27 protein-coding genes are annotated in these 24,264 nt (G+C 73.0%); 11 read left to right on the top strand and 16 right to left on the bottom strand.

Translation table 11 applies throughout. The features are described from left to right. The first annotated feature begins 195 nt into the window (after positions 1 to 195). Both VT52_RS05815 and lnt read left to right on the top strand, forming a co-directional pair. Complete coding sequence (locus tag VT52_RS05815; RefSeq protein WP_046419872.1) at positions 196 to 660, top strand: nuclear transport factor 2 family protein; 465 nt, start codon at positions 196 to 198, stop codon at positions 658 to 660. A 156-nt stretch (positions 661 to 816) separates the two neighbouring features. Next, entirely contained in the window at positions 817 to 2,391 is a 1,575-nt protein-coding gene (lnt, locus tag VT52_RS05810) for an apolipoprotein N-acyltransferase (protein WP_046419869.1), read from the top strand. Here lnt and VT52_RS05805 read toward each other — a convergent pair. After that, the gene (locus tag VT52_RS05805; RefSeq protein ID WP_046419867.1) at positions 2,309 to 3,220 is read right to left on the bottom strand and encodes a Gfo/Idh/MocA family protein; all 912 of its coding nucleotides are present in this window, start codon (positions 3,218 to 3,220) and stop codon (positions 2,309 to 2,311) included. The two genes, lnt and VT52_RS05805, sit on opposite strands and share 83 nt — an antisense overlap. Before the next feature lie 209 nt (positions 3,221 to 3,429). Between VT52_RS05805 and VT52_RS05800 the strand changes: the two genes are divergently transcribed. After that, positions 3,430 to 3,942: a DinB family protein gene (locus VT52_RS05800; RefSeq protein ID WP_046419864.1), complete on the top strand. Its 513-nt coding sequence runs from the start codon at positions 3,430 to 3,432 to the stop codon at positions 3,940 to 3,942. Between the two features lie 115 nt (positions 3,943 to 4,057). Continuing rightward, positions 4,058 to 4,507 carry a hypothetical protein gene (locus tag VT52_RS05795; RefSeq protein ID WP_071387413.1) on the top strand — a complete coding sequence of 150 codons (450 nt, stop codon included), beginning with the start codon at positions 4,058 to 4,060 and terminating at the stop codon, positions 4,505 to 4,507. 64 nt (positions 4,508 to 4,571) lie between these two features. Here VT52_RS05795 and VT52_RS05790 read toward each other — a convergent pair whose 3' ends face one another. The 8 genes from VT52_RS05790 to VT52_RS05755 form a co-directional block, all read right to left on the bottom strand. Next, the gene (locus VT52_RS05790) at positions 4,572 to 5,078 is read right to left on the bottom strand and encodes a hypothetical protein (RefSeq protein ID WP_046421544.1); all 507 of its coding nucleotides are present in this window, start codon (positions 5,076 to 5,078) and stop codon (positions 4,572 to 4,574) included. Positions 5,079 to 5,164: 86 nt separating this feature from the next. Continuing rightward, positions 5,165 to 5,848 carry a uracil-DNA glycosylase gene (gene ung / locus VT52_RS05785; protein WP_046421490.1) on the bottom strand — a complete coding sequence of 228 codons (684 nt, stop codon included), beginning with the start codon at positions 5,846 to 5,848 and terminating at the stop codon, positions 5,165 to 5,167. 107 nt (positions 5,849 to 5,955) lie between these two features. Continuing rightward, entirely contained in the window at positions 5,956 to 7,536 is a 1,581-nt protein-coding gene (locus VT52_RS05780; protein WP_046421492.1) for an ABC transporter substrate-binding protein, read from the bottom strand. A 186-nt stretch (positions 7,537 to 7,722) separates the two neighbouring features. Beyond that, on the bottom strand, positions 7,723 to 8,487 hold the full coding sequence (locus VT52_RS05775; RefSeq protein WP_046421493.1) for an SDR family oxidoreductase: 765 nt from the start codon (positions 8,485 to 8,487) through the stop codon (positions 7,723 to 7,725). Positions 8,488 to 8,499: 12 nt separating this feature from the next. Next, positions 8,500 to 9,261, bottom strand: a complete 762-nt coding sequence (fabG, locus tag VT52_RS05770) for a 3-oxoacyl-ACP reductase FabG (RefSeq protein WP_046421494.1) — start codon at positions 9,259 to 9,261, stop codon at positions 8,500 to 8,502. Between the two features lie 149 nt (positions 9,262 to 9,410). Then, on the bottom strand, positions 9,411 to 9,839 hold the full coding sequence (locus VT52_RS05765) for a DUF3037 domain-containing protein (protein ID WP_206306444.1): 429 nt from the start codon (positions 9,837 to 9,839) through the stop codon (positions 9,411 to 9,413). 17 nt (positions 9,840 to 9,856) lie between these two features. Next, positions 9,857 to 10,621, bottom strand: coding sequence for a HipA family kinase (locus VT52_RS05760; protein ID WP_046421497.1), 765 nt, complete (start codon positions 10,619 to 10,621; stop codon positions 9,857 to 9,859). A gap of 9 nt (positions 10,622 to 10,630) precedes the next feature. Further along, positions 10,631 to 11,281, bottom strand: a complete 651-nt coding sequence (locus VT52_RS05755) for a cysteine hydrolase family protein (protein ID WP_046421499.1) — start codon at positions 11,279 to 11,281, stop codon at positions 10,631 to 10,633. Between the two features lie 148 nt (positions 11,282 to 11,429). Between VT52_RS05755 and VT52_RS05750 the strand changes: the two genes are divergently transcribed. Beyond that, on the top strand, positions 11,430 to 11,900 hold the full coding sequence (locus VT52_RS05750) for a pyridoxamine 5'-phosphate oxidase family protein (protein WP_046421500.1): 471 nt from the start codon (positions 11,430 to 11,432) through the stop codon (positions 11,898 to 11,900). Between the two features lie 37 nt (positions 11,901 to 11,937). Here VT52_RS05750 and VT52_RS05745 read toward each other — a convergent pair whose 3' ends face one another. Continuing rightward, positions 11,938 to 12,840 carry a LysR family transcriptional regulator gene (locus VT52_RS05745; RefSeq protein WP_046421502.1) on the bottom strand — a complete coding sequence of 301 codons (903 nt, stop codon included), beginning with the start codon at positions 12,838 to 12,840 and terminating at the stop codon, positions 11,938 to 11,940. Positions 12,841 to 12,914: 74 nt separating this feature from the next. Here VT52_RS05745 and VT52_RS05740 point away from each other — a divergent pair, with 74 nt between their 5' ends. Next, on the top strand, positions 12,915 to 13,859 hold the full coding sequence (locus tag VT52_RS05740; protein WP_206306443.1) for a DMT family transporter: 945 nt from the start codon (positions 12,915 to 12,917) through the stop codon (positions 13,857 to 13,859). Positions 13,860 to 13,934: 75 nt separating this feature from the next. On the opposite strand, the gene VT52_RS05735 is transcribed toward VT52_RS05740, so the two are convergent. Further along, a complete protein-coding gene (locus VT52_RS05735) occupies positions 13,935 to 15,266 on the bottom strand; it encodes an aminotransferase class I/II-fold pyridoxal phosphate-dependent enzyme (RefSeq protein ID WP_079174858.1) in 1,332 nt (443 codons plus the stop codon). 62 nt (positions 15,267 to 15,328) lie between these two features. On the opposite strand from VT52_RS05735, the gene VT52_RS05730 reads away from it, so the two are divergent. Continuing rightward, positions 15,329 to 16,009 carry a pyridoxamine 5'-phosphate oxidase family protein gene (locus tag VT52_RS05730; RefSeq protein ID WP_046421506.1) on the top strand — a complete coding sequence of 227 codons (681 nt, stop codon included), beginning with the start codon at positions 15,329 to 15,331 and terminating at the stop codon, positions 16,007 to 16,009. On the opposite strand, the gene VT52_RS05725 is transcribed toward VT52_RS05730, so the two are convergent. The 3 genes from VT52_RS05725 to VT52_RS05715 all read right to left on the bottom strand — a co-directional run bounded on the left by VT52_RS05725 (position 15,991) and on the right by VT52_RS05715 (position 18,965). Further along, entirely contained in the window at positions 15,991 to 17,007 is a 1,017-nt protein-coding gene (locus VT52_RS05725) for a DMT family transporter (protein WP_046421545.1), read from the bottom strand. The two genes, VT52_RS05730 and VT52_RS05725, sit on opposite strands and share 19 nt — an antisense overlap. 226 nt (positions 17,008 to 17,233) lie before the next feature. After that, positions 17,234 to 18,235, bottom strand: a complete 1,002-nt coding sequence (locus VT52_RS05720) for an EamA family transporter (RefSeq protein WP_046421507.1) — start codon at positions 18,233 to 18,235, stop codon at positions 17,234 to 17,236. Between the two features lie 94 nt (positions 18,236 to 18,329). Next, positions 18,330 to 18,965, bottom strand: coding sequence for a Clp protease N-terminal domain-containing protein (locus VT52_RS05715; protein WP_046421546.1), 636 nt, complete (start codon positions 18,963 to 18,965; stop codon positions 18,330 to 18,332). A 357-nt stretch (positions 18,966 to 19,322) separates the two neighbouring features. Between VT52_RS05715 and VT52_RS05710 the strand changes: the two genes are divergently transcribed. Continuing rightward, positions 19,323 to 19,751 carry a type II toxin-antitoxin system Rv0910 family toxin gene (locus tag VT52_RS05710; RefSeq protein WP_046421508.1) on the top strand — a complete coding sequence of 143 codons (429 nt, stop codon included), beginning with the start codon at positions 19,323 to 19,325 and terminating at the stop codon, positions 19,749 to 19,751. 82 nt (positions 19,752 to 19,833) lie between these two features. On the opposite strand, the gene VT52_RS05705 is transcribed toward VT52_RS05710, so the two are convergent. Continuing rightward, positions 19,834 to 20,472: a PadR family transcriptional regulator gene (locus VT52_RS05705; protein ID WP_046421547.1), complete on the bottom strand. Its 639-nt coding sequence runs from the start codon at positions 20,470 to 20,472 to the stop codon at positions 19,834 to 19,836. A gap of 477 nt (positions 20,473 to 20,949) precedes the next feature. Between VT52_RS05705 and VT52_RS05700 the strand changes: the two genes are divergently transcribed. The 3 genes from VT52_RS05700 (at position 20,950) to VT52_RS05690 (ending at position 23,370) form a co-directional block, all read left to right on the top strand. Beyond that, positions 20,950 to 21,765 carry a class I SAM-dependent methyltransferase gene (locus tag VT52_RS05700; protein WP_046421510.1) on the top strand — a complete coding sequence of 272 codons (816 nt, stop codon included), beginning with the start codon at positions 20,950 to 20,952 and terminating at the stop codon, positions 21,763 to 21,765. Between the two features lie 290 nt (positions 21,766 to 22,055). Continuing rightward, positions 22,056 to 22,439, top strand: coding sequence for a glycine cleavage system protein GcvH (gcvH, locus tag VT52_RS05695; RefSeq protein WP_046421511.1), 384 nt, complete (start codon positions 22,056 to 22,058; stop codon positions 22,437 to 22,439). Between the two features lie 115 nt (positions 22,440 to 22,554). Next, a complete protein-coding gene (locus VT52_RS05690; RefSeq protein WP_046421512.1) occupies positions 22,555 to 23,370 on the top strand; it encodes a PhzF family phenazine biosynthesis protein in 816 nt (271 codons plus the stop codon). Positions 23,371 to 23,420: 50 nt separating this feature from the next. Here VT52_RS05690 and VT52_RS05685 read toward each other — a convergent pair whose 3' ends face one another. Then, complete coding sequence (locus tag VT52_RS05685) at positions 23,421 to 24,215, bottom strand: CPBP family intramembrane glutamic endopeptidase (protein ID WP_240509648.1); 795 nt, start codon at positions 24,213 to 24,215, stop codon at positions 23,421 to 23,423. Between the last annotated feature and the right edge of the window lie 49 nt (positions 24,216 to 24,264).

Genomic DNA, 24,264 nt, shown 5'->3' with positions numbered 1-24,264 from the left:
GCCCGACACGACCCGGCACTCCCGTCCAGATCATTGTCGGGTGTCCGCCCCGCGTGTCCGGCGGCGGATCACCGCCCGCCGCGACCCGACACGACCGTCACCAGGTCCCCGCCACCGGTTCTCCCGCTCCCCCGAACCGCCGAATTTCCCCGTACACCTCTTGGCTCCGCCCCCGCCGTGGCCAAGACTGAGCCGATGACGCAGCGTGCGGAACTCGCGACCGTTCTGGACCGGCTGGCCGTGGACGAACTGGTCACCGCGTACGCGGTGACGGTGGACGACGGTGACTGGACGGCGTACCCGGGCCTGTTCACGTCCGGAGGGAGAGCCGACTACCGCTCGTCCGGCGGGATCGAGGGCGAGGCCGGGCAGGTCGCCGGGTGGCTCGCCGAGAACCTGGCCCGGTTCGCCGTACGGCAGCACCTGATCGTCAACCGGCGGGTGCGGTTCGGGGTCCTGGAGCATGACACCGGGGACACCGCGCGGGTGCGGGCCGACTACTTCAACCCGATGCGCCTCACCGACGGGAACGGCTCCGCCGCACCGGACCTGGAGAGCGGCGGACGGTACGACTTCGGGCTGCTGCGCACACCCGACGGCTGGCGGATCGGCCAGGTCGTGGTCACGGAGAAGTGGCGCAGAACGTCGGCGGGACGGTGAGGTCCGGGCCGGGGCACGCGGGCGACGGTGACCGCTGGCACGGGTGGCCGTCGGCTGGGCGGCGACGCCCCGGCCGGTGATCGGCGGGGCCGGAAGACCCCTGTCGTAGATCGCTCGCGGCGCGCACACTGGAGCCCTGGGGTAGGGAGGCTCCGTATGAGGATGTTCGAGCGCCGGCTGACCTCCCCCTGGCGGCGCTCCGCCGTCGCCGCCCTCGCGGGTGCCCTGCCGGTGCTCACGTTCCCGGCGCCCTCGTTGTGGTGGTTCGCGTACGTCGCCCTGGTCCCGTGGCTGCTGCTGGTCCGCTCGGCGCCGACCGGGCGGCGGGCGGCGTACGACGGCTGGTGCGGCGGCTTCGGATATCTGGTGGCGGTGCACCACTGGCTGCTGCCGAGCCTGCATGTGTTCATCTTCCTGATCGGCGCGCTGCTCGGGCTGCTCTGGATGCCCTGGGGCTGGCTGGTGCGCCGGTACCTGGGCGGCACCCCCTCCCCCGGCCGGTGCGCCGTCGCCCTCCTCGTACTGCCCTCGGGCTGGCTGCTGGTGGAGCTGGTCCGCTCCTGGCAGGGGCTCGGCGGACCCTGGGGCATCCTGGGCGCCGGCCAGTGGCAGGTGGCACCGGCACTGCGGCTGGCCTCGGTCGGCGGGGTGTGGCTGCTGAGCTTCCTGGTGGTGGCGGTGAACGTGGCGGCGGCCGTGCTGATCGCGGTGCGCGGGGCGCGGATGCCGGCGGTGGCCACGGTGGTCGCCACCGCCGCCGCGACCACCGCCGCATGGGCGTGGGCACCCCGGCCGCAGATCGACGGCAGGACGCGGATCGCCGTCGTGCAGCCGGGCGTGGTGGCCGGACGGGACAGCGCGGAGCTGCGTTTCGACCGGGAGGAGCGGCTGACCCGCCGGCTGGTCGGGCAGGACGTCGACCTGGTGGTGTGGGGCGAGTCCAGCGTCGGTTACGACCTCGCCGGCCGGCCCGACCTGTCCCGGCGGATCGCCGCGCTGTCCCGCGCCACCGGCGCCGACGTCCTGGTGAACGTGGACGCCCGCCGCTCCGACCGGCCCGGCATCTACAAGAGTTCGGTACTGATCGGCCCGAACGGCCCGACCGGCGACCGCTACGACAAGATGCGCCTCGTCCCCTTCGGTGAGTACATACCTGCCCGTTCCGTGCTCGGCTGGGCCACCTCGGTGGGCAAGGCGGCCGGCGAGGACCGCAGGCGCGGCACCGAGCAGGTCGTGATGAACGTGGGGCACGGGCTGCGGATCGGCCCGCTGATCTGCTTCGAGACCGCGTTCCCCGACATGAGCCGGCATCTCGCCGAGGACGGCGCGGACGTGCTCCTCGGCCAGTCCTCCACCTCCACCTTCCAGCACAGCTGGGCGCCGGAGCAGCACGCCTCGCTGGCCGCGCTGCGTGCCGCCGAGACCGGACGCCCGATGGTGCACGCGACGCTCACCGGAGTCTCCGCCGTGTACGGGCCCGGCGGACAGCGGCTCGGCCCCTGGCTGGGGACCGGTGCCGACACCGCCCGGGTGTACGACGTGCCGCTCGCGCACGGCACCACGCTTTACGTCCGCTACGGCGACTGGCCGGTGCACACCGCGCTGCTGGTGCTGGCCGCGCTGTGCGCCGGCGAGGGCGTGCGGGCGCTCAGAACGCGCCGGGGAGGTCCTGAACCGCTCGTACCACCCGCTCGCACAGCTCATGGGTCGCCAGCGCGTCCCGGGCACTGAGCGGCCGCCCGGCGCGCACCGCGTCGACGAAGGTGTGGACCGCCTGTTCGATGCCGCGCTGCCGGGCCACCGGCACCCAGTCGCCGCGTCGGCGCAGGGTCGGCTGGCCCTTGTGGTCGATCACCTCGGCGAGGTTGAGCACCTGGCGCTTGGTGTCCTGCCCGGACACCTCCAGGATCTCCTCCGTGGAGCCGCTGAGCCGGTTCATCACACCGAGCGCGGTGAAGCCGTCACCGGCGAGCTGGAGCACCACGTGGTGCAGCAGTCCGTCGCGGACGCGGCCGCGGACCGTGACGTCGTCGACCGGGCCCGGCACCAGGAAGCGCAGGGTGTCGACGACGTGCACGAAGTCGTCCAGGATCATCGAGCGGGGCTCCTCGGGCAGCCCGACCCGGTTCTTCTGGAGCAGGATCAGCTCGCGCGGGTGCTCCAGGCACTGCGCGTACCCGGGGGCGTAGCGCCGGTTGAAGCCGACGAAGAGGGAGACGCCGCGCTCCTCGGCCAGCTCCACCAGCCGCTCGGAGTCCGTGAGCCGGAAGGCGAGCGGCTTGTCGACGTACGTCGGGACGCCCGCCGTGAGCAGCCGGCTGACGATCTCGGGGTGGGCGGCGGTCGGCGCGTGCACGAAGGCCGCGTCGAGCCCGGCGGCGAGCAGCGAGTCGAGGCTCTCGTGCCGCTGCCCGGCGGGCAGGTGCAGGCCGTCGGCGACCCGGGCCAGGGTGGCGGGGGTGCGGGTGTGCAGATGCAGGTCGACCCCGGGCAGCGCACCCAGCACCGGCAGATACGCCTTCCGCGCGATGTCCCCGAGTCCGATGCAGCCGACCTTCACGTGTCTCTCCCCTGCGGCTCGCCCACCTCTGCCTCCCCGGCAGCATACGGGGGCCACCGCTCGGCGATGCCGGCGCCGCCGCGCGGGACGTACGGACGAGGGGCCGGACCGGGGCGGACACGGGCCGGCGGGCGGGAGCCGCTCCCGGGGAGGCCGGGCCCGCGGAAATCCCCTGGAAACGTGCGTACCCGGCCGGTGAGGATGGGGGCATGACGAGTGAGCGCGACGAACCCGCCCTGAACGCCGGCGAACGCGAGATGCTGGAGGGCTGGCTGGACTTCCACCGCCGGACCCTGATCGCGAAGTGCGAGGGACTGACCGACGAGCAGCTGCGCACCGCCTCGGTGCCGCCCTCGGAACTGACTCTCCTGGGGCTGGTGCGGCACATGGCCGAGGTGGAGCGGTTCTGGTTCCACGAGGTACTGCTGGACGAGGACCTCGGCGTCCTCTACTGCACCGAGGACGACGCGGACGGCGACTTCCACGTCGCTCCGGCGGACACCTGGAAGGAGGCTTCCGCCACCCACCAGGCCGAGGTCGAGAGGGCACGGCGGGACACCGCGGGCCGCTCGCTCGACGAGCTGTCCCGGCGCACCGACCGGGCCGGCAAGGAGCATTTCACGCTCCGCTGGATCTACACCCACATGATCGAGGAGTACGCCCGGCACAACGGGCACGCGGATCTGATCCGGGAGCGGATCGACGGCAGCACCGGCGCCTGAGCCGTCAGCCACGAGGGGCCGGAACCCTCCGTTCGGTGCGGGAGTTCACCCGGGCGGAGGCATCCGGCTCGACTCCTTGATGCCAACCGGGTCCGGAACCAGCATCGTTGCCCGGGTGCATCGAACGACGACCACCGCAGCGCTTCTGGTCACCGTCGCCGTCTCGGCCCTCACCGGCTGTGTGACGGTACGGCACACGGCGGCCCCGGGACCGCCGCCGAGTGCCGCGCCCCCGCGGCAGCCGGTGCCCCGCACGGACGGCAGCGCGTCACCACGGGTGGTGCAGGCACCGGCCCGGGAGGCGCTGGAGATGGTCGGCCCGTCCGGGGACCCGGCCCCCGCCCCCAAGCCCGCCCCACCCGGAAATCCGGCCGCCCCACCGCCCACGCACCCGCCCGCTCCCCCGCGCGCCCGGCCGCCCCGGGCCGACCGCCCCGCCCAGGCCCCGCCGCGCACCTCCCAGCGCGTGCCCGCGGACGTCTGCGACCTGGGCCGCGAGTACGGCGGCTGGCGCGGCAACAGCCCGGAATCCAAGATCTGCGAGCAGGCGTACGGACACCGCTGAACAAATCGGCGAAGCCCCCGCCGGGCGGACCGTCCACCGGTGCCCCCGCCCGGCAGCACTCCCCTCAGCTGGGCCGCTGCCTGGGCGGTCCCCAAGGCCCCCCGCCCCCCGGCCCCCTCTCCTCCAACCGCGACTCCAGCCGCCCGATCGCCGCCCGGACCCCTTTCCCGTAACCGTCGTCCGCGAGGGACTGCGCGGCGGTGCGGGCGTCGGTGAGGTGGGTGCGGGCGGCCTCGGGGCGGGCCAGTTTGATGTAGTCCGCGGCCAGGTTGACGTGGAGGGAGGGGAAGAAGCCCGGCACGCCCCGGGGGCCGCCCTCCGGGAGTTCCCGGGCCGCCGCCAATGCCCGCAGGTCCCAGGCGAGTTCGTCGGCGGGGTCGTCCTGGGTGTCGGCGAGATAGTGCGCCAGGGTGCAGCGGTGCAGCGGGTCCCCGTCCTCGCCGATCTCGGTCCACAGGTCGAGGAAGCGGCTGCGGGCCTCCTCGCGGTCGCCGGCGTGGTGCAGCATCACGACCTGGCCGATCCGCGTCAGCACCTCGTCCAGGGCCGTCTGTTCCCGTCGCTCCGCCACCGCGTCCTCCGGCGATCGTCCGCTGTCGTGCACCGACGCTAACCGGCGCCGCCCGGTTTCCCGGTCAGGCGGCGCCGACGCCACCGTCAGCCCAGGTCGGGGATGCGCCAGTCGATCGGCTCGTGGCCCTGGCGGGCGATCGCCTCGTTGATCTGGGTGAAGGGGCGGGAGCCGAAGAACTTCTTCGCGGACAGCGGGGAGGGGTGCGCGCCCTTGACCACCACGTGCCGCTCCTCGTCGATCAGCGGGAGCTTCTTCTGCGCGTAGTTGCCCCACAGCACGAACACGGCCGGGTCGGAACGGGAGTCCACCGCGCGGATCACGGCGTCGGTGAACTTCTCCCAGCCCTTGCCCTTGTGCGAGTTGGCCTCGCCCGCACGCACGGTCAGGACCGCGTTGAGCAGCAGCACGCCCTGCTGGGCCCATGGCATCAGATAGCCGTTGTCCGGGACCGGCAGGTCCAGTTCGGCCTGCATCTCCTTGTAGATGTTGCGCAGCGAGGGCGGGGTCTTCACACCGGGGCGGACCGAGAAGCACAGCCCGTGCCCCTGGCCCTCGCCGTGGTACGGGTCCTGGCCGAGGACGAGGACCTTCACCTTGTCGTAGGGCGTGGCGTCCAGCGCGGCGAAGACCTCCTCGCGCGGCGGGTAGACGGGGCCCTTCGCCCGCTCCTCCTCGACGAACTCGACCAGCTCCTTGAAGTAGGGCTGCTCCAGTTCGTCGCCCAGAACCCCGCGCCAGGACTCGGGCAGCATGGCGATGTCGGTCACGTCAACGTCCTCACGATGTCGATCAATTACCGCGTGCGGTCACTTCAGGGTCCAGAACCTACAGGCGACCACTGACAACAGGTCCCCGCAGGTCCGCTCCCCGCCGCTCACCAGCTGGTTTTACGGTGCAGCGTCCACATCATCATGATCGTCGAGGGGTCGAGCGCCTGCTCGCCGCCGGATATGTCGTCGCTGGCGGCCACGTACTGCCGGCCCTGCCACAGCGGGAGCAACTGGGCGTCGCCCGCGATGATCCGCTGGGCCTGCGCCATGTCGTCGACCGTCCCGGCGCGGTCGCTCTGGGCCCGCGAGTGCGGCAGCAGCCGGTCGGTGATCTCCTTGGCCGGGTAGGGCGTGCCGAGCGCGTTGTGCTCGCCGGTGAAGGGCGCGATGAAGTTGTCCGCGTCGGGGAAGTCCGGGGACCAGCCGCGGCCGAACACCGGGTACTCGCCCTTCTGGTAGCCGACCACGTAGCTCTTCCAGGGGCGGCTCCTGAGCGTGACGGTGAACAGGCCGGAGCCCTCCAGCTGCCGCTTCAGCTCCTGGAACATCAGGGCGGTCTCGGAGCCGTAGCGGTCGGTCGTGTACCAGAGGGTCAGCGGGACCTTCTGGTGGATTCCCGCGTCCTGGAGGATCGTCCGGGCCTTGCCGGCGCTCGGGTCGCCGTACTTGTCGAAGAAGGCCGTGGTGTGGCCGACGAGGCCCTTGGGGACCATCGAGTACAGCGGGTCGACGGTGTCCTTGTAGACCTTGTGGGCGATCGCGCCCCGGTCCACGAGCTGGGCGATCGCCCTGCGCACGGCGGGCCGCCCGGCCCAGGGGTCCTTGGGGTCGAACACCAGGTAGCTGATGTCGGTGCCGGCGCCGTCCACGAGCTGGAGGTCGGAGTTGCCCTGCTGCTGGAGCGCGAGGATGTCGTCGGCGGCGAGGCCGCGGTAGGTGACGTCGATCTGCTTGTCGCGCAGCGCCTTGACCATGCCGGCCGAGTCCTGGAAGTAGCGGATGGTCACCGCGTCGTTCTGCCGCTGGGCGAAGCCGTGGTAGTTGCCGTTGCTGGTCAGGACGGCCTGCCGGTCCTCCTGGTACGACTGGAGCTTGTACGGCCCCGAGCCGTCGGCTCCGGAGCCCGTGCGCAGGGCGCGGGCCGGGTAGTCCTTCGGGTCCACGATCGACAGGGCCGGGGTGGCCAGTACGAACGGGAAGGTGGCGTCGGACCTTCCGAGGTGGAAGACGACCTCGCGGTCGCCGGAGGTGTCCACGCTGTCGAGGCTGCCGAGCAGCCCCGCGGGGCCGGCCGGGGCGTTGATGGCGCGGATGCGGTCGACGGAGTACTTGACCGCCTCGGCGTTCAACGGGTCGCCGTCGGCGAACTTCAGTCCGGCGCGCAGCGTGCAGCGGTAGGTGCGGCTGGAGGAGTCGGCGAAGGAACAGCTCTGGGCGGCATCGGGCTGGGGGGCCGTCGCGCCGTTCGGATAGGCGAGCAGCGTCTGGTAGATGTTCCGGTACAGCTCCCAGGAACCGTCCCAGGCACCGGCCGGGTCCAGGGTGCTGGGCGCGCTGGTGGTGCCGACGACGATCGGGGCTCCCTCGCCCGAGTCCCCGTCGGACAGCAGACCGCAGCCGCCGGCCACCAGCGACACGGACGCGATCGCCGCGACTCTCCCCAGGAATCGGTTCCGGTTGAACAACGCGCACGCTCCTCGATCCGCCTACCAAGGTCGGCAGACCTTACCGCAGCGTCAGTGCGCCCAACCTCCCCCGTATCACCGCCACTTGATCGAAAAGAAACTGACGACGTTGTCATCCCGACGGGTGTCCGCTGTGCGGTGCCCCGGGCGCCGGTCCGTCCGGAATCCGGCGCCCGGGAGGTGGTCTCACACCCCGGCGTTGAGGAAGAGCCCACCGTCCACGACGAGGGTCTGACCGGTGACCCAGTCGGACTGCGCGGAGGTGAGGAAAGCCGCGGCGCCGCCGATGTCGGACGGCACGCCGAGCCGGCCCAGCGGGTAGGAGGCGGCGGCCTCCTCCTCGCGGCCCTCGTACAGCGCCTGGGCGAACTTGGTCTTGACCACGGCCGGGGCGATCGCGTTGACCCGCACCCCCGGCGCGAACTCGTGCGCCAGCTGCTGGGTCAGGTTGATCATCGCGGCCTTGCTGACGCCGTAGGCGCCGATGAAAGGCGAGGGCGCGAGGCCCGCTATCGAGGCGATGTTGACGATCGTGCCGCCGTTGTCCTTCTGCCAGGCGTGCCAGGTCTTCTGGGCGAAGCCGAGGGCGGAGATCACGTTGGTCTCGAAGACCTTGCGGGCGACGTTCAGGTCCAGGTCCGCGATGGGCCCGAACACCGGGTTGGTGCCCGCGTTGTTGACCAGGTGGTCGAGGCGGCCGAAGGCCTCCATGGCGCGCTCGACGGCCTCGCTCTGGTGGCCGAGGTCGTGCGCCTTGCCGGCCACGCCGATGACCCGGTCGGCGCCGAGCTTGACGACGGCCTCCTTGAGCGCGTCCTCGTTTCGGCCGGTGATGCACACCCGGTCGCCGCGCGCGACGAGGGCCTCGGCGACGCCGTAGCCGATGCCCCGGCTGGCGCCGGTGACGAGGGCGGCCTTGCCGGACAGGGGCGGGAGTTCTCGGGAAGTCATGTGCGGTGTCCCCTAGTCGAGCGGTCCGCCGGCGACGTACAGCACCTGGCCGGAGACGAATCCGGCCGCCTCGCCGGTGAAGAAGGCGATGGCGTTGGCGATGTCCTCGGGCTCACCGACGCGCTGCACCGGGATGGCGCCCGCGGCGGCCTTCTTGAAGTCCTCGAAGCCCATGCCGACACGGTCGGCGGTGGCCTTGGTCATCTCGGTGGCGATGAAACCGGGGGCGACGGCGTTGGCGGTGATGCCGAACTTGCCGAGCTCGATGGCGAGGGTCTTGGTGAAGCCCTGGAGACCCGCCTTGGCGGCCGAGTAGTTGGCCTGGCCGCGGTTGCCGAGCGCCGAGGAGGAGGACAGGTTGACGACACGCCCGAAGCCGGCGTCGACCATGTGCTTCTGCACGGCCTTGGTCATCAGGAACGAGCCGCGCAGGTGCACGTTCAGGACGGTGTCCCAGTCGGAGACGCTCATCTTGAACAGCAGGTTGTCGCGCAGCACGCCCGCGTTGTTGACCAGGATCGTCGGGGCGCCCAGCTCCTCGACGATCCGGGCGACGGCGGCCTCGACCTGCGCCTCGTCGGAGACGTCGGCGCCGACCGCGACGGCCTTGCCGCCGGCCGCGGTGATCTTCTCGACGGTGTCCTTGCAGGCGGCCTCGTCCAGGTCGATCACGGCGACGGCGCGGCCCTCGGCGGCCAGCCGTACCGCGGTGGCGGCGCCGATGCCGCGCGCGGCGCCGGTGACGACCGCGACCCGCTGTTCAGTGGTGGACATGTGCTGTTTCTCCTCGCCCTTGAGAGAACCCGTACGGCCCTTCGCGAGGGCTTTCCGGTGCGGTGAGCGACCGCTTAGTATCTTCAGCCCACACGACGCTAGAAGCCCTGGCACCCGGTGTCAACGGCTCATCCGGCCGTTGTGATCCATTACCTCACCAGGAGGTCCAGCAATCGCTCCGTCTCGGCGGCCGGGTCGGCGGTCAGGCCGGTGTGCACCGGTCCGGGCTGGACCACGGTGGAGCGGGGCGCGATCAGCCAGCGGAACCGCCGTCCGGCGTCGTCCCCGGCCGCCTGCCCGGCCTCCGCGCCGCCCGCGCAGTGCCGCTCGATCGCGGTGAGCGCCGCCCTGATCCCGGCCGCGTCGGCCGCCGGGTCCAGGGCGCGCAGCCGTTCCTCGTCCAGATGGGTGCGGGCGCCGACGTAGCCCCGGGCGCGGCAGTAGACGGCCACGCCCGCGTTGAAGCACTCCCCGCGCTCGATCCGGGGTACGACCCTGATCAGCGCGTACTCGAAGACGTCACGGTCGCCGCCCTGGCCGGCCCGGGTGATGTGGCGCTCGGTCACATGGCCGGCCATGTGGATGCGGGTCTCGCTCACTTGTCCTCCTGGGTGCCGGTGATGCGGTCGGCGATGACGGCGGCGCGGGCGAGCAGCGGGCGCGCGTAGGCCCGGCGCAGTTCGTCCGGGCTGCCGAAGCCGGGTTCGCCGGTGAGCCAGACGTCCGGGATCTCGGCGGTGACCTCGGCGAGCAGGTCCTCGGTGACGCGGGGCGCGAGGTCGGCGGCGGCCGCCGCGAGGTCGGGGGCGAAGCCGGCGAGGGCGTGCTCGGCGGCATCGTAGGGGCGGGCCGCGGACTTCTCGGCGGAGGGCCAGTTGTGGTGCCAGATCATGGTGGCGCCGTGGTCGATGAGCCACAGCTCGCCCCGGTGGACCAGGAGGTTGGGGTTGCGCCAGGAGCGGTCCACGTTGTTGATCAGCGCGTCGAACCAGACGATCCGTCCGGCCTCCTCGGGGCTCGCGGCGAAGGCGAGCGGGTCGTAGCCGAGGGCGCCGGAGAGGAAGTCCATGCCGAGGTTGGTGCCGCCGCTGCCCCGCAGCAGCTCCTGCACCTGCTGCTCGGGTTCGCCGAGCCCGAGCACGGAGTCCAGTTCGACGGTGACCAGGCGGGGCGTCCGGAAGCCGAGGCGCCGGGCGAGTTCGCCGCACACCACCTCGGCGACCAGGGTCTTGCGGCCCTGTCCGGCTCCGGTGAACTTCATGACGTAGGTCCCGAAGTCGTCGGCCTCGACGAGCCCCGGCAGCGAGCCGCCCTCACGCAGCGGCGTGATGTAGCGGGTCGCGGTGACTTCCTTGAGCATCGCCCCAGGTTACTGGGGCCGGCCGTGGCGCGGGGGCGCGAGGCGGCCGAGCACCTCGTCCGTGGTCGTGACGGTGGCGACCAGGGAGAGGGTGTGCCGGATCATCGCGGCGGTGTAGTCGGCGGGTACCCCCGCGACGGCGTCGGCCGGGACGACGACGGCGTAGCCGAGGTTGACCGCGTCGAACACCGCGTTGGGGATCGCCACGTTGGCCGAGACGCCGGTGACGATCAGGGTGTGGCAGCCGAGGTTGCGGAGCAGGGCGTCGACGCCGGTTCCGTGCAACGGGGACAGCCCGTGCAGCCGTCGTACGACGATGTCCTCCTCGGCGACCTCGATCGGCGGCGCGACCCGCACCGCCGTGCTGCCGGACAGCTGGTGCACGGGAAGCCGTTCGGCGGCGCGGAACAGCCGGGCGTTGCGGCTCGCGCCCCGGCCGTCCGGGCGGCGCTCGGCGATCGCGTGGATCACCTGGACGCCGGCCCGGTGCGCGCCGGCGACCAGCCGGGCGACATTGCCGAGGGCGCCCGAGGAGCGGGCCGCGCGGGCGAGTTCGGGCAGGGCGGCGTCCGGTCCCACCACACCCCGCTGGCACTCCACGGTCAGCAGCACGGCGCTCGCGGGATCGAGGACGTCGCCCAGTCGCTCGTACGCGGTCATCGCCTGCCTTTCACCGGAGCCGGGGCGGTGAGAGTAGCGGCGGCGCGCGGGAGAGGGAAGACGAGGGGACCGGAGCGTTCCCTTCGCCGGCGTGTTGTCGGAGGATCGCCGTCGAAGGTGTCTTCCGGTACGACGACGAGGGGGCCGCATGCCCGTCACTCCACAGCGCCGGGGCCGCAGGATCATGATGACGCCCGGCGAACTGGACGCGTTCCTGGCCGGGCGGCGCACCTGCCGGGTCGCGACCGTCTCCGCCGACGGCGCCCCGCACGCGAGCGCGCTGTGGTTCCTCTGGGAGGGGGGCGCGCTGTGGCTCTACTCGCTGGTGCGCAGCCGCCGTTGGAACCAGCTCGGCCGCGATCCCCGGGTGGCGGTGGTGGTGGACTCGGGCGAGGAGTACGGCGAGTTGCGCGGGGCCGAGCTGGCGGGCCGGGTGGAGTTCGTCGGCGAGGCGCCCCGCACGGGCCGGCCCTGCGCCGAACTCGCCGCCGTGGAGAAGGCGTTCGCCCGCAAGTACTTCGGCCTGGACGAGCTGCCGCACGACGGCCGGCACGCCTGGGCGCGGCTGGTTCCGGAGCGGATCGTCTCCTGGGACTTCCGCAAACTCGGCTCCCTGTGAGGCGGCCGGGGAAGCCGGGGACCCCCTGGAGCCCGGGTCAGTCGACCTTCCGCGCGGCCGTGCGCAGGGCCTCGACCGCCGCGCGGATGGAGGGACGCCGGTCGGCGTCGGCCCGCCAGACGACATAGACGTGCCGGCGCACGCGCTGGGTGAGCGGTACGAGGACCACGCCGTCCGGCACCGGATGGCGGCCCAGCAGCGGGGCGATGCACACCCCCAGGCCGGCGGCCACCAGCTGGAGCTGGGTGTGGGTCTCGCCCGCGCGATGACCGACGATCGGCTCGACGCCCTTGGAGCGCAGGGTGAACATCAGCCACTCGTGACAGAACTCGCCCTCGCCCCAGGTGATCCACTCGTCCTCGGCGAACTCGGCGAGATCCACCTCCTCGCGGCCGGCGAGCCGGTGTCCGGCGGGCACGGCGACCCCCGCCGGATCGTCCAGGAGGGGTGCCTTGACCAGTCCGTCGGGCACCGGCATCGGCTTGTTGTACCAGTCCAGGACCACCGCGAGATCGAGGTCGCCGCGCACCACGGCGGCGATGCCGTGTTCCGGCTCCAGCTCGCTGGAGCGCACCCGCAGCCCCGGGTGCTCGACGCGCAGCGCCCGCAGCGCCACCGGGAACAGGCCCCTCGCGGCGGTGGGGAACGCGGACAGCCGCAGTTCGCCGACGACCTGCCCGCGGTGCGCCTCCAGGTCCGACTCGGCGAGCTCCACCTGCGACAGGATGCGCGCCGCGTGCTCCGAGAGCAGCCGGCCGGCGTCGGTGAGCCGCACGCCCCGGCCGTTCTTGGCGAGGAGCTGCTGGTTGATCTCTCGTTCCAGCTTGCCCAGTTGCTGGGAGACGGCGGACGTGGTGACGTGCAGCGCGTCGGCGGCCGCGCTGACCGAGCCGTGCCGGGCCAGGGCGTCCAGGGTGCGCAGGCGCTCCAAGTTCAACATATAAGAGATCCTACGAGATACCCGGTGAGATTTCTCGATTGTGCTACGAGGTCTGGTCCCGCATCGTTGTCGTCATGAGCACGGTCACCGCATCCCGGACCCAGTCCCCCGCCACCCCTGACCAGTCACACCCCCGCCCCCGCCTCGACTGGCGGCTGCGCTTCGGCGCCCTGTCCCTGATCTGGGGCTTCAGCTTTCTGCTGATCAAGGTGGGGACGAGCGGGTTCGCCCCGTTCCAGGTCACCCTCGGCCGGCTGGTCTTCGGTACGGCGGTGCTGGTGGCGGCGATGGCCGTCAAGCGGGAGCGGCTGCCGCGCGGGGGCCGGCTGTGGGCGCACATGGCGGTCGCCGCGTTCTTCCTGAACGCCCTGCCGTTCTCCCTCTTCGCGTACTCCGAGCTGACCATCCCGTCCACGCTGGCCGGCATCTGCAACGCGACGTCTCCGCTGTGGGGCATGGCGCTGTCCGTGGTCGCGCTCTCCGAGGACCGGCCCACGCGGGTCCGGGTGGCCGGGCTGGGGCTCGGGTTCCTCGGGGTGCTGACGGTGCTCGGCGCCTGGCAGGGCTTCCACGGCCTCGACGCCACCGGCACGGCGATGGCCCTGCTCGCCTCGCTGAGCTATCCGGTGGGCTGGATCTACGTCCGGCGGACGCTGGCGGGCACGGGCGACTCCCATCTCTCGATGACCGGCGGGCAACTTCTGATGGCCACGGTCCAGCTGGCCGTCGTCACACCGCTGTTCACGGGCATGCCGAAGCACTTCGCCCCGGTGCCGCTGCTGGCCGTCGCCGCGCTGGGGGCGCTCGGGACGGGGCTCGCGGTGCTGCTCCAGTACGGACTGGTCGCCGAGGTCGGACCCACGACGGCGCAGATGGTCACGTACTTCATTCCGGTGATCGCGACCGCGGCGGGCGTGGCGATCCTCGGGGAGTCGTTGCGCTGGAACACGCCCGTGGGCGCGGCGATCGTGCTCGCCGGGGCGGCGCTCACCCAGGTGCGGGGGAAGAAGCGCGCCTGAGGGCGGGGCACCGCGGAACCGCGTGCCGCCGGTACTGGCGGCACGCGGTTCCCCGTGCCCCCGCGCGGCGCGTCGTCAGCCATAGGCGCGCGAGGGTGACGGTCGTACCGCCGCCTCGATCGCCTCCGCCAGCGGCCCGATGTCCGCCGGGGTCAGCGGGGACACCGTGATCCGGACGGCCGGGGGGCTGGTCAGGCGGTAGCGGGCGCCCGGGGCGACGCCCCAGCCCGACTGGAGCAGGCGGGCGACGGTGGTGGTCTCGTCGGGTACCGGGATCCAGATGTTCATGCCGGTGCGGCCGCGGGCCTCGACGCCCCGGGCGGCCAGGGCGTCGATCAGCGGCTGCCGCCGGGCGCGGTACGACTCCGCCACCGCCGTACGGTCCACCACCCCCCGCGTCCACAGATGCGCCACCGCACGCTGGAGCAGCAGGCTCACCCAGCCGGGTCCGAGGCGCAGTCGGCCGCGGACCCGGTCGACGGTCACCGGGTCGCCCGCGAGGACGGCGAGACGCAGATCGGGGCCGTAGGTCTTGGCGGCGGAGCGCGCGAAGGCCCAGTGCCGGGTGGCGCCCGCGAGGGGGTGCGGGGGCAGGTCCACGATGCCGTGGCCGTGGTCGTCCTCGATCAGCAGGGTGTTCGGATGCGCGCGCAGCACCGCGCGCAGGGCACGCGCGCGGGCGGCGGTCACGGCGGCGCCGGTCGGGTTCTGGGCGCGGGCGGTGACGATCACCGCCCGCGCTCCCCCGGCCAGCGCGCGGGCCAGGTCCTCGGGGGACGGCCCGTCGTCGTCCACGCCCACCGGGACCGTGCGCAGGCCGAGCGCCGGCAACAGGTCGAGGACGCTCCCCCAGCCGGGATCCTCGACGGCGACCGCGTCACCCGGTCGGAGGTGAGCGGCGAGGACGCGTTCGATGGCGTCGAGGGAGCCCGAGGTGACGGTGAGGGGCCCCGCGGGCACGCCGTCGGCGGCGAGTTCGGCGCGGGCCACGCGGATCAGACCGGGGTCGACCGGGTCGTCGCCGTAGAGGACGGGCCGCCGGTCCCCCGCCTCGGCCGCCACGGCGAGCGCCGGGGCGAGCCGGGGCAGCAGGTCCGGGTCCGGGTTGCCGGTGGACAGGTCGCGGGCGCCCGGCGGCACCTCCACCCGCAGCTGATCGCGTCCGGTGGTGACCGGCTTGGGCCGCACCCGGCTGCCGCGCCGCCCGGCGGTCTCGATCACCCCGCGCTCACGCAGCGTGCGGTACGCGGCCGCGACGGTGTTGGGGTTCACCCCCAGCCGGGTGGCCAGTTCCCGCATGGGCGGCAGCGGTTGGCCGGGGCGCAGCTCCCCGGTACCCACCGCGCGCTCGACATCGGCCGCGATCTCGGCTGCGCCGCGGCCCTCGATCCGATACTCTCCTAGCACAAAACCAATTATGCACTAGTACAAAAGCGATCGCCTCTCGGCATCGCGTTGGAGGGACCGTCATGCCGGGCACCACCGCGGGAACCCACCCCACCGAGTACGCCCCGACCGACCGCACCGTGCCCACGCGCGCGGCGGACCGGGCGTCGTACGACAAGGAGGTGGTGCACGCGATATTGGACGAGGGGTACGTCTGCCATCTGGGCTTCGTCCGCGACGGCGCCCCCGTGGTGCTGCCCACGCTGTACGGCCGGGTGGGCGAGCGGCTCTACGTCCACGGCTCGACCGGTTCGCGCCCGCTGCGGATGACCGGCGCCGCCGACCCGGGCCTGGAGGTGTGCCTGACCGTGACCCATGTGGACGGTCTGGTGCTGGCCCGCTCCGCCTTCCACCACTCGATCAACTACCGCTCGGTGATGGTGCACGGCATCGCGCACGAGGTCACCGACCCCGAGGAGCGGCGCCGCGCGCTGGACGCCCTGGTGGACCACGTCGTGGCGGGGCGCGCCGCCGACTCGCGGCCCGCGAACAAGAAGGAGCTGGCCGCCACCGCGGTGATCCGGCTGGACCTGGACGAGGTCTCCGCGAAGATCCGCAGCGGCGGCGCCAACGACGAGCCCGAGGACCTCGCCCTCCCCCACTGGGCCGGCGTCGTACCGCTCCGCAAGGGGTACGACGCCCCGGTCCCGAACGCCGACCTGGCGTCCGGGATCGGGCTGCCGGACTACCTCGCCGGGGAGTGACCGGCCCGCGGCGCGGCCGGGTCGCCACCGGGCTCCGCCGGGCGGCCGCCGCCGCGCGACACCGTCTCGCCCACGGTCAGGCCCGCCACCGCCGTGAGCATCAGCGAGGTGCCGATCACAGTGGTGACCGTGAGCCGCTCACCGAGCAGGAGCACGGCGAGCACGGCCGCGGTCACCGGTTCGAGGAGCATGATCACGGAGACGGTGGCGGACCGCACGACGGCCGCGCCCGCGAAGTACAGGGCGTACGCGAGCGCCGTGGGCACGGCGGCGATGTAGCACAGGAGCCACAGCAGCCGGGCAGGGTGGCCGGTGTGCGGGAGCAGCCCCTCGTGCAGCGCGAACGGCAGCAGGCACAGGGTGGTCACCGCGAAGGCCCATACGGTGGTCCCGGAGGCGTCGGCGCCACCGTCCCGGCCCCACCAGCGGGTCAGCAGGGTCATGGCGCCGTAGCCCGCGGCCGACAGCAGCGCGAGCAGCACACCCGCGGGGCGGACGGCCGCGGCCGAGTCGCCGAAGGTCAGCACGCCGAGTCCGGCGAGGGCCCCGGCCACGGACAGGACGCCGCCCGTGCCGAGCCGTTCACCGAGCAGCAGCCGGGCCCCGAGCGCGATCAGCACGGGGCCCGCGCCGAGGGTGACGACGGTGGCCACGGCGAGTCCGGTGGCCGCCACGGCCGCGAAGTAGGCGGTCTGGAACACCGCGAGCCCGAGGCCGGTGGCAACGGCCTTCAGCACCCGGCGCGCCGTCGGCTCGGCCGGGACCGGGCGGGACCGCGGGCGCAGGCCGCGGCCGGCGAGCAGCAGCAGGAGCCCCAGCGCGCAGCGCCAGAAGGAGAGGCCGAATGCGCCCATGTCGCTGGTCCGGTACACCAGGGAGGCGGCGGCCCCGGCGGTGCCCCAGGCGGCACCGGTGACGATCAGATAGAGCAGGCCGCGCCCTACGGGCAGGCCGGCGGCGTTCGACCGCGCGAAAGCGTTCGCGGTCGCGGTCGCGATCGAGTTCGAGTTCGAGTTCGAGTTCGAGTTCGACAAGGAAGTCTCTCCGCAGGAACGCACCCTGGAGGTGCGGAAGTTCGAGGGCGGCCCGATCGATCGGGCCGCGCGGACTTCGTCTGCGGGCAGCACCGTCCGGCCCGGCGCTCGTCGCGCCGGGCGGGTGTCCCGGGGCCCGCCTCAGGCGGCCGGGGGCGGAAGTACGAGCGTGGACGGCATGACCGGCACTTTAGGCGGAGGTGCGCTGTCCGGACAACGCTCTTTCCGGGCCGCCGGCGGCCACCGGTTCCAGGGACTTCTTGGCGGGCGCGGCGGACTGGGCGATGAACGCGCCGGCCAGGACGACGACACCGCCGAAGACCTGCGGCGCGGACAGGTGCTCACCGAGCAGCACCCACGCCAGCACCGTCGCGATCACCGCCTCCAGACAGGCCACTACCCCGGCGACCTGCGGGGACAGCCGTCGTACCGACAGCACACCGGTGACGTAGGCGGCCACCGTGGCGACGAGCACGATCCAGCCGAGCAGGGCGAGGGCGGGTACGGCGGTGCCGTTCATCCGCGCCGAACCGGTGAGTCCGGCCCAGTGGATCTCCCAGGGGCGGGCGACGGCGGTGAGCACGAGGGCGCCCACGATCAGACCGTAGGCGATGACGCCGAGCGGGTCCGGTGCCTCCGTGCCCGCGTCGCCGCCCTGGTCGGACAGGATGAAGTAGCCGACCTGGCAGCAGGCGGCGGCGAGCGCGAACGCCAGGCCCAGCGCGTCGAAGCTCAGCCCGGACCAGACCTCCACCACACAGGCGAGGCCGCCGGCCGCGAGGACGACACCGAGCGCGGCGGCGCGGGTGACGGGCCGCCGCTGCACGAAGCGCACCCAGCCGAGCACCAGTGCGGGCGCCAGGTACTCGACGAGCAGCGCCACGCCGACGGGTATGCGGGAGAGGGCGGCGAAGTAGCAGGCCTGGACACCGGCGACGGCGAACAGTCCGAACCCGAGGAGCAGCGCGGGACGACGCCGCGGCAGGGCGCGATGGCGCCAGGCGAGCGGCAGCATGACCAGGGCGGCGCCGGCCACCCGCAGCCACACCACGTGCAGCGGGTCGAGGCCCGATTCGATCAGCGGCTTGGCCGCCACTCCGGACCCGCCGAAGGCCAGCGCGGAGACGAGCGCGAGGCCCAGCCCGACGCCTCTGCCGCCGCTGTCACTGCTCTCAGAGGTACGCACCGGCACATGATGACAGGAGGCGACAGGAGCGTCATCCCCGTTGACACCTGTCTCAGGGGATGGACGCCGGGAGGGGCACCGCCTGCGGTCCGGGACGGTCTCAGAAGGCCCTGTCCTGCTCGAACCCCCCGGACCCGGCCACGCCGCGGTCTCCTGAACCGGCCTCGGTCCAGGCGGAGCCCCGCTCGGCACCCCGCTCGGCGGTCAGCGCGGAGACCCGCTCGGACAGCCCGCGCGCGTCGATCCCCGCGCGCCCGAGCACCTCGACCGCCCGGGAGTCCGGGTCGGCGACGAGCGCGGCGAACAGGTCGGGCGCGTCGGCAGCGCACCCGCCGCGCCGCCGCGCCCGCTCCCGGGCCCGGTGCAGGGCGGCGGACGCCGCCGGGGACCAGTCCCCCGCGTCGCCCGCGGCGGGACGGGGCACGACGGGGTGGGCGCCGGAGTCCTCCACACTGCCCTGCCAGCGCAGGCCGTAGCCGATGCTGCGCTGCACCAGGTAGCCGAGGAGCCGGGCGAGTTGGGGCGGGCCGCCGACGACGGCGCGCACCTCGGGATCCTGTTCGAGGAGCGAGTGCAGCAGATGGGCGGTGTCGACCTGCCGGTCACCGTCCCGTACGGCCCGGCGGCGGGCACCGGCGACCACCGTCGCGAGCTCGGCGCCGAGCCCCGCGGCGTCCTGGTGCGGGTGCGCCCCCTGGGACTCGGGGGCGGCCGGACGGGCGGTACGGGATTGCACCACCCCACCCCATCAGTCACAACAGACCGAGTCATCCCCGAGCGGAACCATTTGGGCGTCCCACGCAGAGTGGACATCACCGTCGGCGATCTCATCCTTGGGGAGGAGATCTCAGCCGTTCCGCCTCGGGGGCGCGCACCGGCCCGCGCGCCCTCGTCCGGGTGCTGCCGTACGCCGCCGTACGTCACCCGGGACATGGAGGGCGGAGGCGGGGGCGAGGGCGGGGGCCGGCGCCTCGGCTGACGGCATCCGCCGCCCTCCGGTTCCTGACGGTTCATCAGTATTGAATGTTCACGGCCCTGCGGCTACGTTCCGCGACACCGTAGCCGGGTTCGCCCGAACCGAAGGGGTGGTCGCATGGCCGAAGTCAGCGCGGAGGCACGCATCGAGGCACCGGCCGACAAGGTGTGGGCACAGCTCACCGACTGGTCGTCGTACGGCGAGTGGAACGCCACCCACACCGACTTCCCGGCGGGCGGCCCCCGCCCGCTCGCGGTGGGTGGCACGTTCCGGGAGAACATGAAGCTGATGGGGTTCCCGGCCGAGGTCGACTGGACGATCGAGGAGCTGGAGCCGGCGCGGGTGTTCGCGATCCGCGGCAAGGGCCCGATGGCGGTCACCGTCGCCACCCGCTACACGCTCACCCCGGACGGGGACGCCACGGCGCTGCGCATCGACGGCGAGTTCACCGGTGCCGCCGTGTCGCTGATGGCTGCCCGGCTGAAGGACTCGGCGACGACGGCCCTGTCCGAGTCGCTGCGCAGGCTGGCCGGTCTGGTCGGCTGAGGCGAGGCGAGGCGGGGACGCGGCCGGTGCCCCGCGGAATCGCTCCGCGGGGCACCCGGCTCCCGCCTTCCCTCGTGGCGGCTCAGTCCTCGTCGGCGAGGATGAGGTACAGCTTCTTGCGCGCCTCGTTGACGACGGCCAGCGCCTTCTCGCGCTGCTCCTTGCTGCCGGTCTTCCAGACCTGGCCGAAGGCTTCCATCAGCCCCGCGCCGGCCTGCCGGATCTCGCCCAGCGCCTCCCAGTCGACCCCGCGCGAGGCCTCCTCCCAGGGCGCCTGCGGACCCTCCTCGGCCACGCCTCGGCCGCTTTCGGTGAGGGAGAAGAGTTTCTTGCCGCCCTCGCTCTCGCTGACGATCAGTCCCTCGTCCTCCAGCATCTGGAGGGTGGGGTAGACCGAGCCGGGGCTGGGCTTCCAGGCACCGCCGCTGCGTTCGGCGATCTCCTGGATCATCTCGTAGCCGTGCATGGGCCGTTCCGTCAGCAGGGCCAGGATCGACGCCCGCACGTCACCGCGCCGCGCCCGCCCCCTGGGGCCGCCCCGCCCCCGATGCCCCCAGGGCCCGAACCCCGGTCCGAACCCGGGCCCGCCGGGTCCGAACCCCGGCCCGCCCGGCCCACCGGGCCCGAACGGTCCGAACGCGGCCCGCCGCGCCTCGAAGCCGCCCATGCCCATGCCGCGCCGGCCGCGACCCTCGTGCCGCTCGAATCCATGTCCATGCATGGCGATCACTCCATTCCATCGCTGATCTATTACGTCTGCATCGCGTATCGTTCGCGATGCCTCAACGATATATCGGAATCGATCGCCTGCCAAGCCCCTTCCCGGCGAGGCGCCTGAGCTTGTTCCGGCGTCCGTTGCCGGCGCTCAGACGGAGCCGGACCACGAAGCGGGCGAAGGTGAGGAGTCTGTGGCCGAGGTGATCCCGCTCGGACTGTTCGACCCGCTGGAGGACCTCTGGAAGCGCTCATGGCGGCATCGTCCGCCCTGCCCCGGGGACTCGCCGACGCGCGAACCACCTCAAGCACGAAGAAAAGTGGTCAGTCGAGGCAGCCCGGCTGATCCGTCCGGACCACGAGTCCGCCCGGTCCGCGACGGCCCGATGCTCTCTGCGGCACGCCGGACATGCTCACGGCGCAGCCGGCCTCCGCCTAGGCTGGCGCGGTGACTGATGAGCAGAAGCGGGTGCGGCCGTCGGGAGTGTGGGCCACGGCGGTGGGGGTGGCCCGGGTGCGGGCGCTGGAGACCGAGCGGGAGAACGCGCTGTTCCGCGACCCGCTGGCACAGGCCTTCGCCACCGCCGGCGGTCTGTGGCCCTCTTCGCCACCGCTGCCCGACGACGAGGCCGCGCGCCGCCGCCGACTGGCCGTGTCGTTCTCCATCGTCATCAGGACGAAGTTCCTCGACGACCTGTTGCAGCAGGCCTCCGCGTCCGGGGTCCGGCAGGTCGTGCTGCTCGGCGCCGGCATGGACAGCCGGGCCTTCCGGATCGACTGGCCGGAGGGCACCAGACTGTTCGAGGTCGACACCGCCGCACCACTGGACTTCAAGGCTTCGGTGCTGCGCCAGGAGCGGGCCGTCGCACGCTGCGAGCGGATCACCGTCGCGGCGGACCTGCGTGAGGACTGGCCAGGAGCGCTGGCCGCCGCAGGGCACGACCCGGCGGTGCCGACCGTGTGGATCGCCGAGGGACTGCTGATCTATCTGCCCGAGGACGCGGTGGAGCTGCTGCTGGCCCGAATCGGCGCACAGTCGGCGGCAGGCAGTCGGATGGGGCTGACGTTGGGCTCGCGCGGCGTGATCGAGCGCTTCGGCGCGGATGCCGAGCCGGGATCGGCGGCGTCCATGTGGGTCTCGGAGATGCCCGACGATCCGGTGGGCTGGCTGGCCGGGCACGGCTGGGAGGCCGACAGTCACACCCTGCGCGAGCGCGCTGCCGCCTACGGCCGCCCGATCAGCACCCCTCCGCAGCGCGAGGAGCGGCCCGGCGGACTGATCTCGGCGGTCCGCCGGTAGAGCGCCTCCAGGCGGTCGGACCTCAGTGGCAGTCGGTCGAGATTCACTGTCACAGGACACATCGGGCTGGCTGGTACTACGGCGCGACCGCCCGGAACCACGTCCGCGGCGGAGACGACGATGAGGTGCCCACGAACCTCGTCGGCGGCCGGGTCGAGTTCGATGAGGGCGAGCCTGGCCTCGGCAACACGGCTGACGCTCCGTCGGCGGCGCCGCCGAAATCCACTCGTACCCGCCCCATGTCGGGCATGCTGAGCCTGTCGAACAAAAGGGACTTATAAGGAGCGGGCATGCCGAACATCCCGACTGAGCTGCGGTACGCCGAGTCGCACGAATGGGCTCGGCTGGAGGCGGACGGCACGGTGACGACCGGGCTCAGCGATCACGCTCAGCGTGCGCTCGGCGATGTGGTGTTCGTGGAGGCGGCGAAGATCGGCAAGGTCCTCGCGGCCGGCGATGTCGCCGGCGTCGTCGAGTCGGTGAAGGCCGCGTCGGACATTTACGCGCCGGTCGGCGGCGAGGTGATCGCGGTGAACGAGGAACTGGCCGACAGCCCGGAACTCGTCAACGACGAGCCGTACGAGGCCTGGATCTTCAGACTCAAGCCGTCGGACAAGGCCGAGCTGGACAACCTCCTCGACGCCGCCGGCTACCAGGCGGCCATCAGCGACTGAGGGCGCCACGCACGCCCCGCCGGTCACCCACCGGGCACCGGCGAGACCGTGAAGCGGGCCGGCACTCCCGAATTGGCCTTGGTTCAGGGGGCCGCCGGGGCGCTAGCTTCTGGGCATGCGGATTCGAATCGTGGATGCCTTCGCCGACCGGCCCTTCGCGGGCAACCCCGCCGGCGTACTGCTCCTGGACGGCGACTCCTTCCCGGCCGAAAGCTGGATGCAGAGCGTCGCCATGGAGGTCAATCACGCCGAGACGGCGTTCGCGCACCGGCTGCCCGCGGGCGGCGACGCGGACTGGGCGCTGCGCTGGTTCACGCCGGTCACCGAGGTGGCGATGTGCGGCCACGCCACGCTGGCCACCGCCCATGTGCTGCGGACGACCGGCGCGCACGAGGGCCCGGTGCGGTTCGCCACCCGTAGCGGGGTGCTCGTCGCCACGCCCGCCGAGGACGGTGCGATCACCCTCGACTTCCCCACCGCGCCGCTCACCCCCGTCGCCGTGCCGGACGGCGTCGCCGGGGCGCTCGGCGCGGAGCCGGTCGCCGTCCTCGACACCGGGGCGAACGTCGGTGATCTGCTGGTGGAGCTGGCGGACGAGAAGACCGTCCGCGGACTCGCCCCGGACCACAAGGCGCTCGCCGCCTACTCCGCGCGCGGGATCATCGCCACCGCCCGCGCGGACGACCCCTCGGGCGGCTACGACTACCTCTCCCGCTGCTTCTTCCCGAACGTCGGCATCGACGAGGACCCCGTCACCGGCAGCGCCCACACCGCGCTCGCCCCGCACTGGTCCGCCCGGCTCGGCCGCGCCGACCTCACCGGCCTGCAGGCGTCGGGCCGCACCGGCCTGGTGCGCACCGGACTGCGCGGCGAACGCACCCTGCTCACCGGCCGCGCGGTCACCGTCATCGAGGGCGAACTGCTCGCCTGACCGGACGCCACCGCTTCCCTCGCGGGCAGGCCGCACCCGACCGGTCCGCCTCACGCCGTCGGCAGCCAGCCGACCTTGCCCGCGAGGAGCGCGTAACCGACGAACGCGCCGATGTCGAGCAGCGAGTGGGCGACGACGAGCGGGCCGACCCGGCCCCAGCGGCGGTAGAGCCAGACGAACACCACGCCCATGACCATGTTGCCGAGGAAGCCGCCGACGCCCTGGTAGAGGTGGTACGAGCCGCGAAGGACCGCGCTGGCCACCAGCGCGGCGCCCGGCGCCCAGCCCAACTGGCCCAGCCTGCGCAGCAGATAGCCGACGACGATGACCTCTTCGAGGACCGCGTTCTGCACCGCGGACAGGACCAGGACCGGGTACTTCCACCACACGCCCGGCAGTGCCTCGGGCACGACGGTGAGGTTGAAGCCGAGGCCCCGCGCGGCCAGGTAGAAGGCGATGCCGGTACTGCCGATCACCGCCGCGATCGCCGCGCCCCGGCCCAGGTCGGGCCAGGGCCGGGTGCGGTCGAAGCCCAGGGTGCGCAGGCTCCTGCCCTCGCGGAGCAGGAAGTGGGCGACCAGGGCGACGGGGACCAGCGCGGTGGCGATGCCGAACAGCTGCCAGGCGAGGTCGAGCCAGGGGCGGCCCGGCGCGGCCGACGCGTTGAGGGTGGCGGCCTGGTCCTTCAGACCGCCCGGCTTGGTCACCGAGCCGATGAAACTGATCAGCGCGGAGACCCCGCTCGCCCCCAGCGACAGCGCGAGCACGAGGATCGTCTCGTCACGCAGGATCCGCCGCGTGGGCCGCTCCACCCCGTCTCCCAGCCCGTCCCCCGACCCGGCCACCACCTTCACCCTGCCTCCCACACCTCACGAGCCGCCCAGCGCATTGCCC

The sequence above is a fragment of the Streptomyces malaysiense genome (genome assembly GCF_000980885.2).
In the GTDB taxonomy this organism is placed as follows: domain Bacteria; phylum Actinomycetota; class Actinomycetes; order Streptomycetales; family Streptomycetaceae; genus Streptomyces; species Streptomyces malaysiense.
The sequence above is the reverse complement of the archived record's forward strand: the minus strand, read 5'-3'. Positions and strand labels throughout refer to the sequence as shown.

What these genes read in the sequence shown, in the direction of transcription:
- fabG (WP_046421494.1), bottom strand. Translation starts at nt 9,261, where the DNA reads ATGTCCACCACTGAACAGCGGGTCGCGGTCGTCACCGGCGCCGCGCGC.
- VT52_RS05815 (WP_046419872.1), top strand. Translation starts at nt 196, where the DNA reads ATGACGCAGCGTGCGGAACTCGCGACCGTTCTGGACCGGCTGGCCGTG.
- VT52_RS05730 (WP_046421506.1), top strand. Translation starts at nt 15,329, where the DNA reads ATGCCGGGCACCACCGCGGGAACCCACCCCACCGAGTACGCCCCGACC.
- VT52_RS05745 (WP_046421502.1), bottom strand. Translation starts at nt 12,840, where the DNA reads ATGTTGAACTTGGAGCGCCTGCGCACCCTGGACGCCCTGGCCCGGCAC.
- VT52_RS05765 (WP_206306444.1), bottom strand. Translation starts at nt 9,839, where the DNA reads ATGGCCGGCCATGTGACCGAGCGCCACATCACCCGGGCCGGCCAGGGC.
- VT52_RS05800 (WP_046419864.1), top strand. Translation starts at nt 3,430, where the DNA reads ATGACGAGTGAGCGCGACGAACCCGCCCTGAACGCCGGCGAACGCGAG.
- VT52_RS05750 (WP_046421500.1), top strand. Translation starts at nt 11,430, where the DNA reads ATGCCCGTCACTCCACAGCGCCGGGGCCGCAGGATCATGATGACGCCC.
- VT52_RS05760 (WP_046421497.1), bottom strand. Translation starts at nt 10,621, where the DNA reads ATGCTCAAGGAAGTCACCGCGACCCGCTACATCACGCCGCTGCGTGAG.
- VT52_RS05710 (WP_046421508.1), top strand. Translation starts at nt 19,323, where the DNA reads ATGGCCGAAGTCAGCGCGGAGGCACGCATCGAGGCACCGGCCGACAAG.
- VT52_RS05775 (WP_046421493.1), bottom strand. Translation starts at nt 8,487, where the DNA reads ATGACTTCCCGAGAACTCCCGCCCCTGTCCGGCAAGGCCGCCCTCGTC.
- VT52_RS05740 (WP_206306443.1), top strand. Translation starts at nt 12,915, where the DNA reads ATGAGCACGGTCACCGCATCCCGGACCCAGTCCCCCGCCACCCCTGAC.
- gcvH (WP_046421511.1), top strand. Translation starts at nt 22,056, where the DNA reads ATGCCGAACATCCCGACTGAGCTGCGGTACGCCGAGTCGCACGAATGG.
- lnt (WP_046419869.1), top strand. Translation starts at nt 817, where the DNA reads ATGAGGATGTTCGAGCGCCGGCTGACCTCCCCCTGGCGGCGCTCCGCC.
- VT52_RS05755 (WP_046421499.1), bottom strand. Translation starts at nt 11,281, where the DNA reads ATGACCGCGTACGAGCGACTGGGCGACGTCCTCGATCCCGCGAGCGCC.
- VT52_RS05690 (WP_046421512.1), top strand. Translation starts at nt 22,555, where the DNA reads ATGCGGATTCGAATCGTGGATGCCTTCGCCGACCGGCCCTTCGCGGGC.
- VT52_RS05705 (WP_046421547.1), bottom strand. Translation starts at nt 20,472, where the DNA reads ATGCATGGACATGGATTCGAGCGGCACGAGGGTCGCGGCCGGCGCGGC.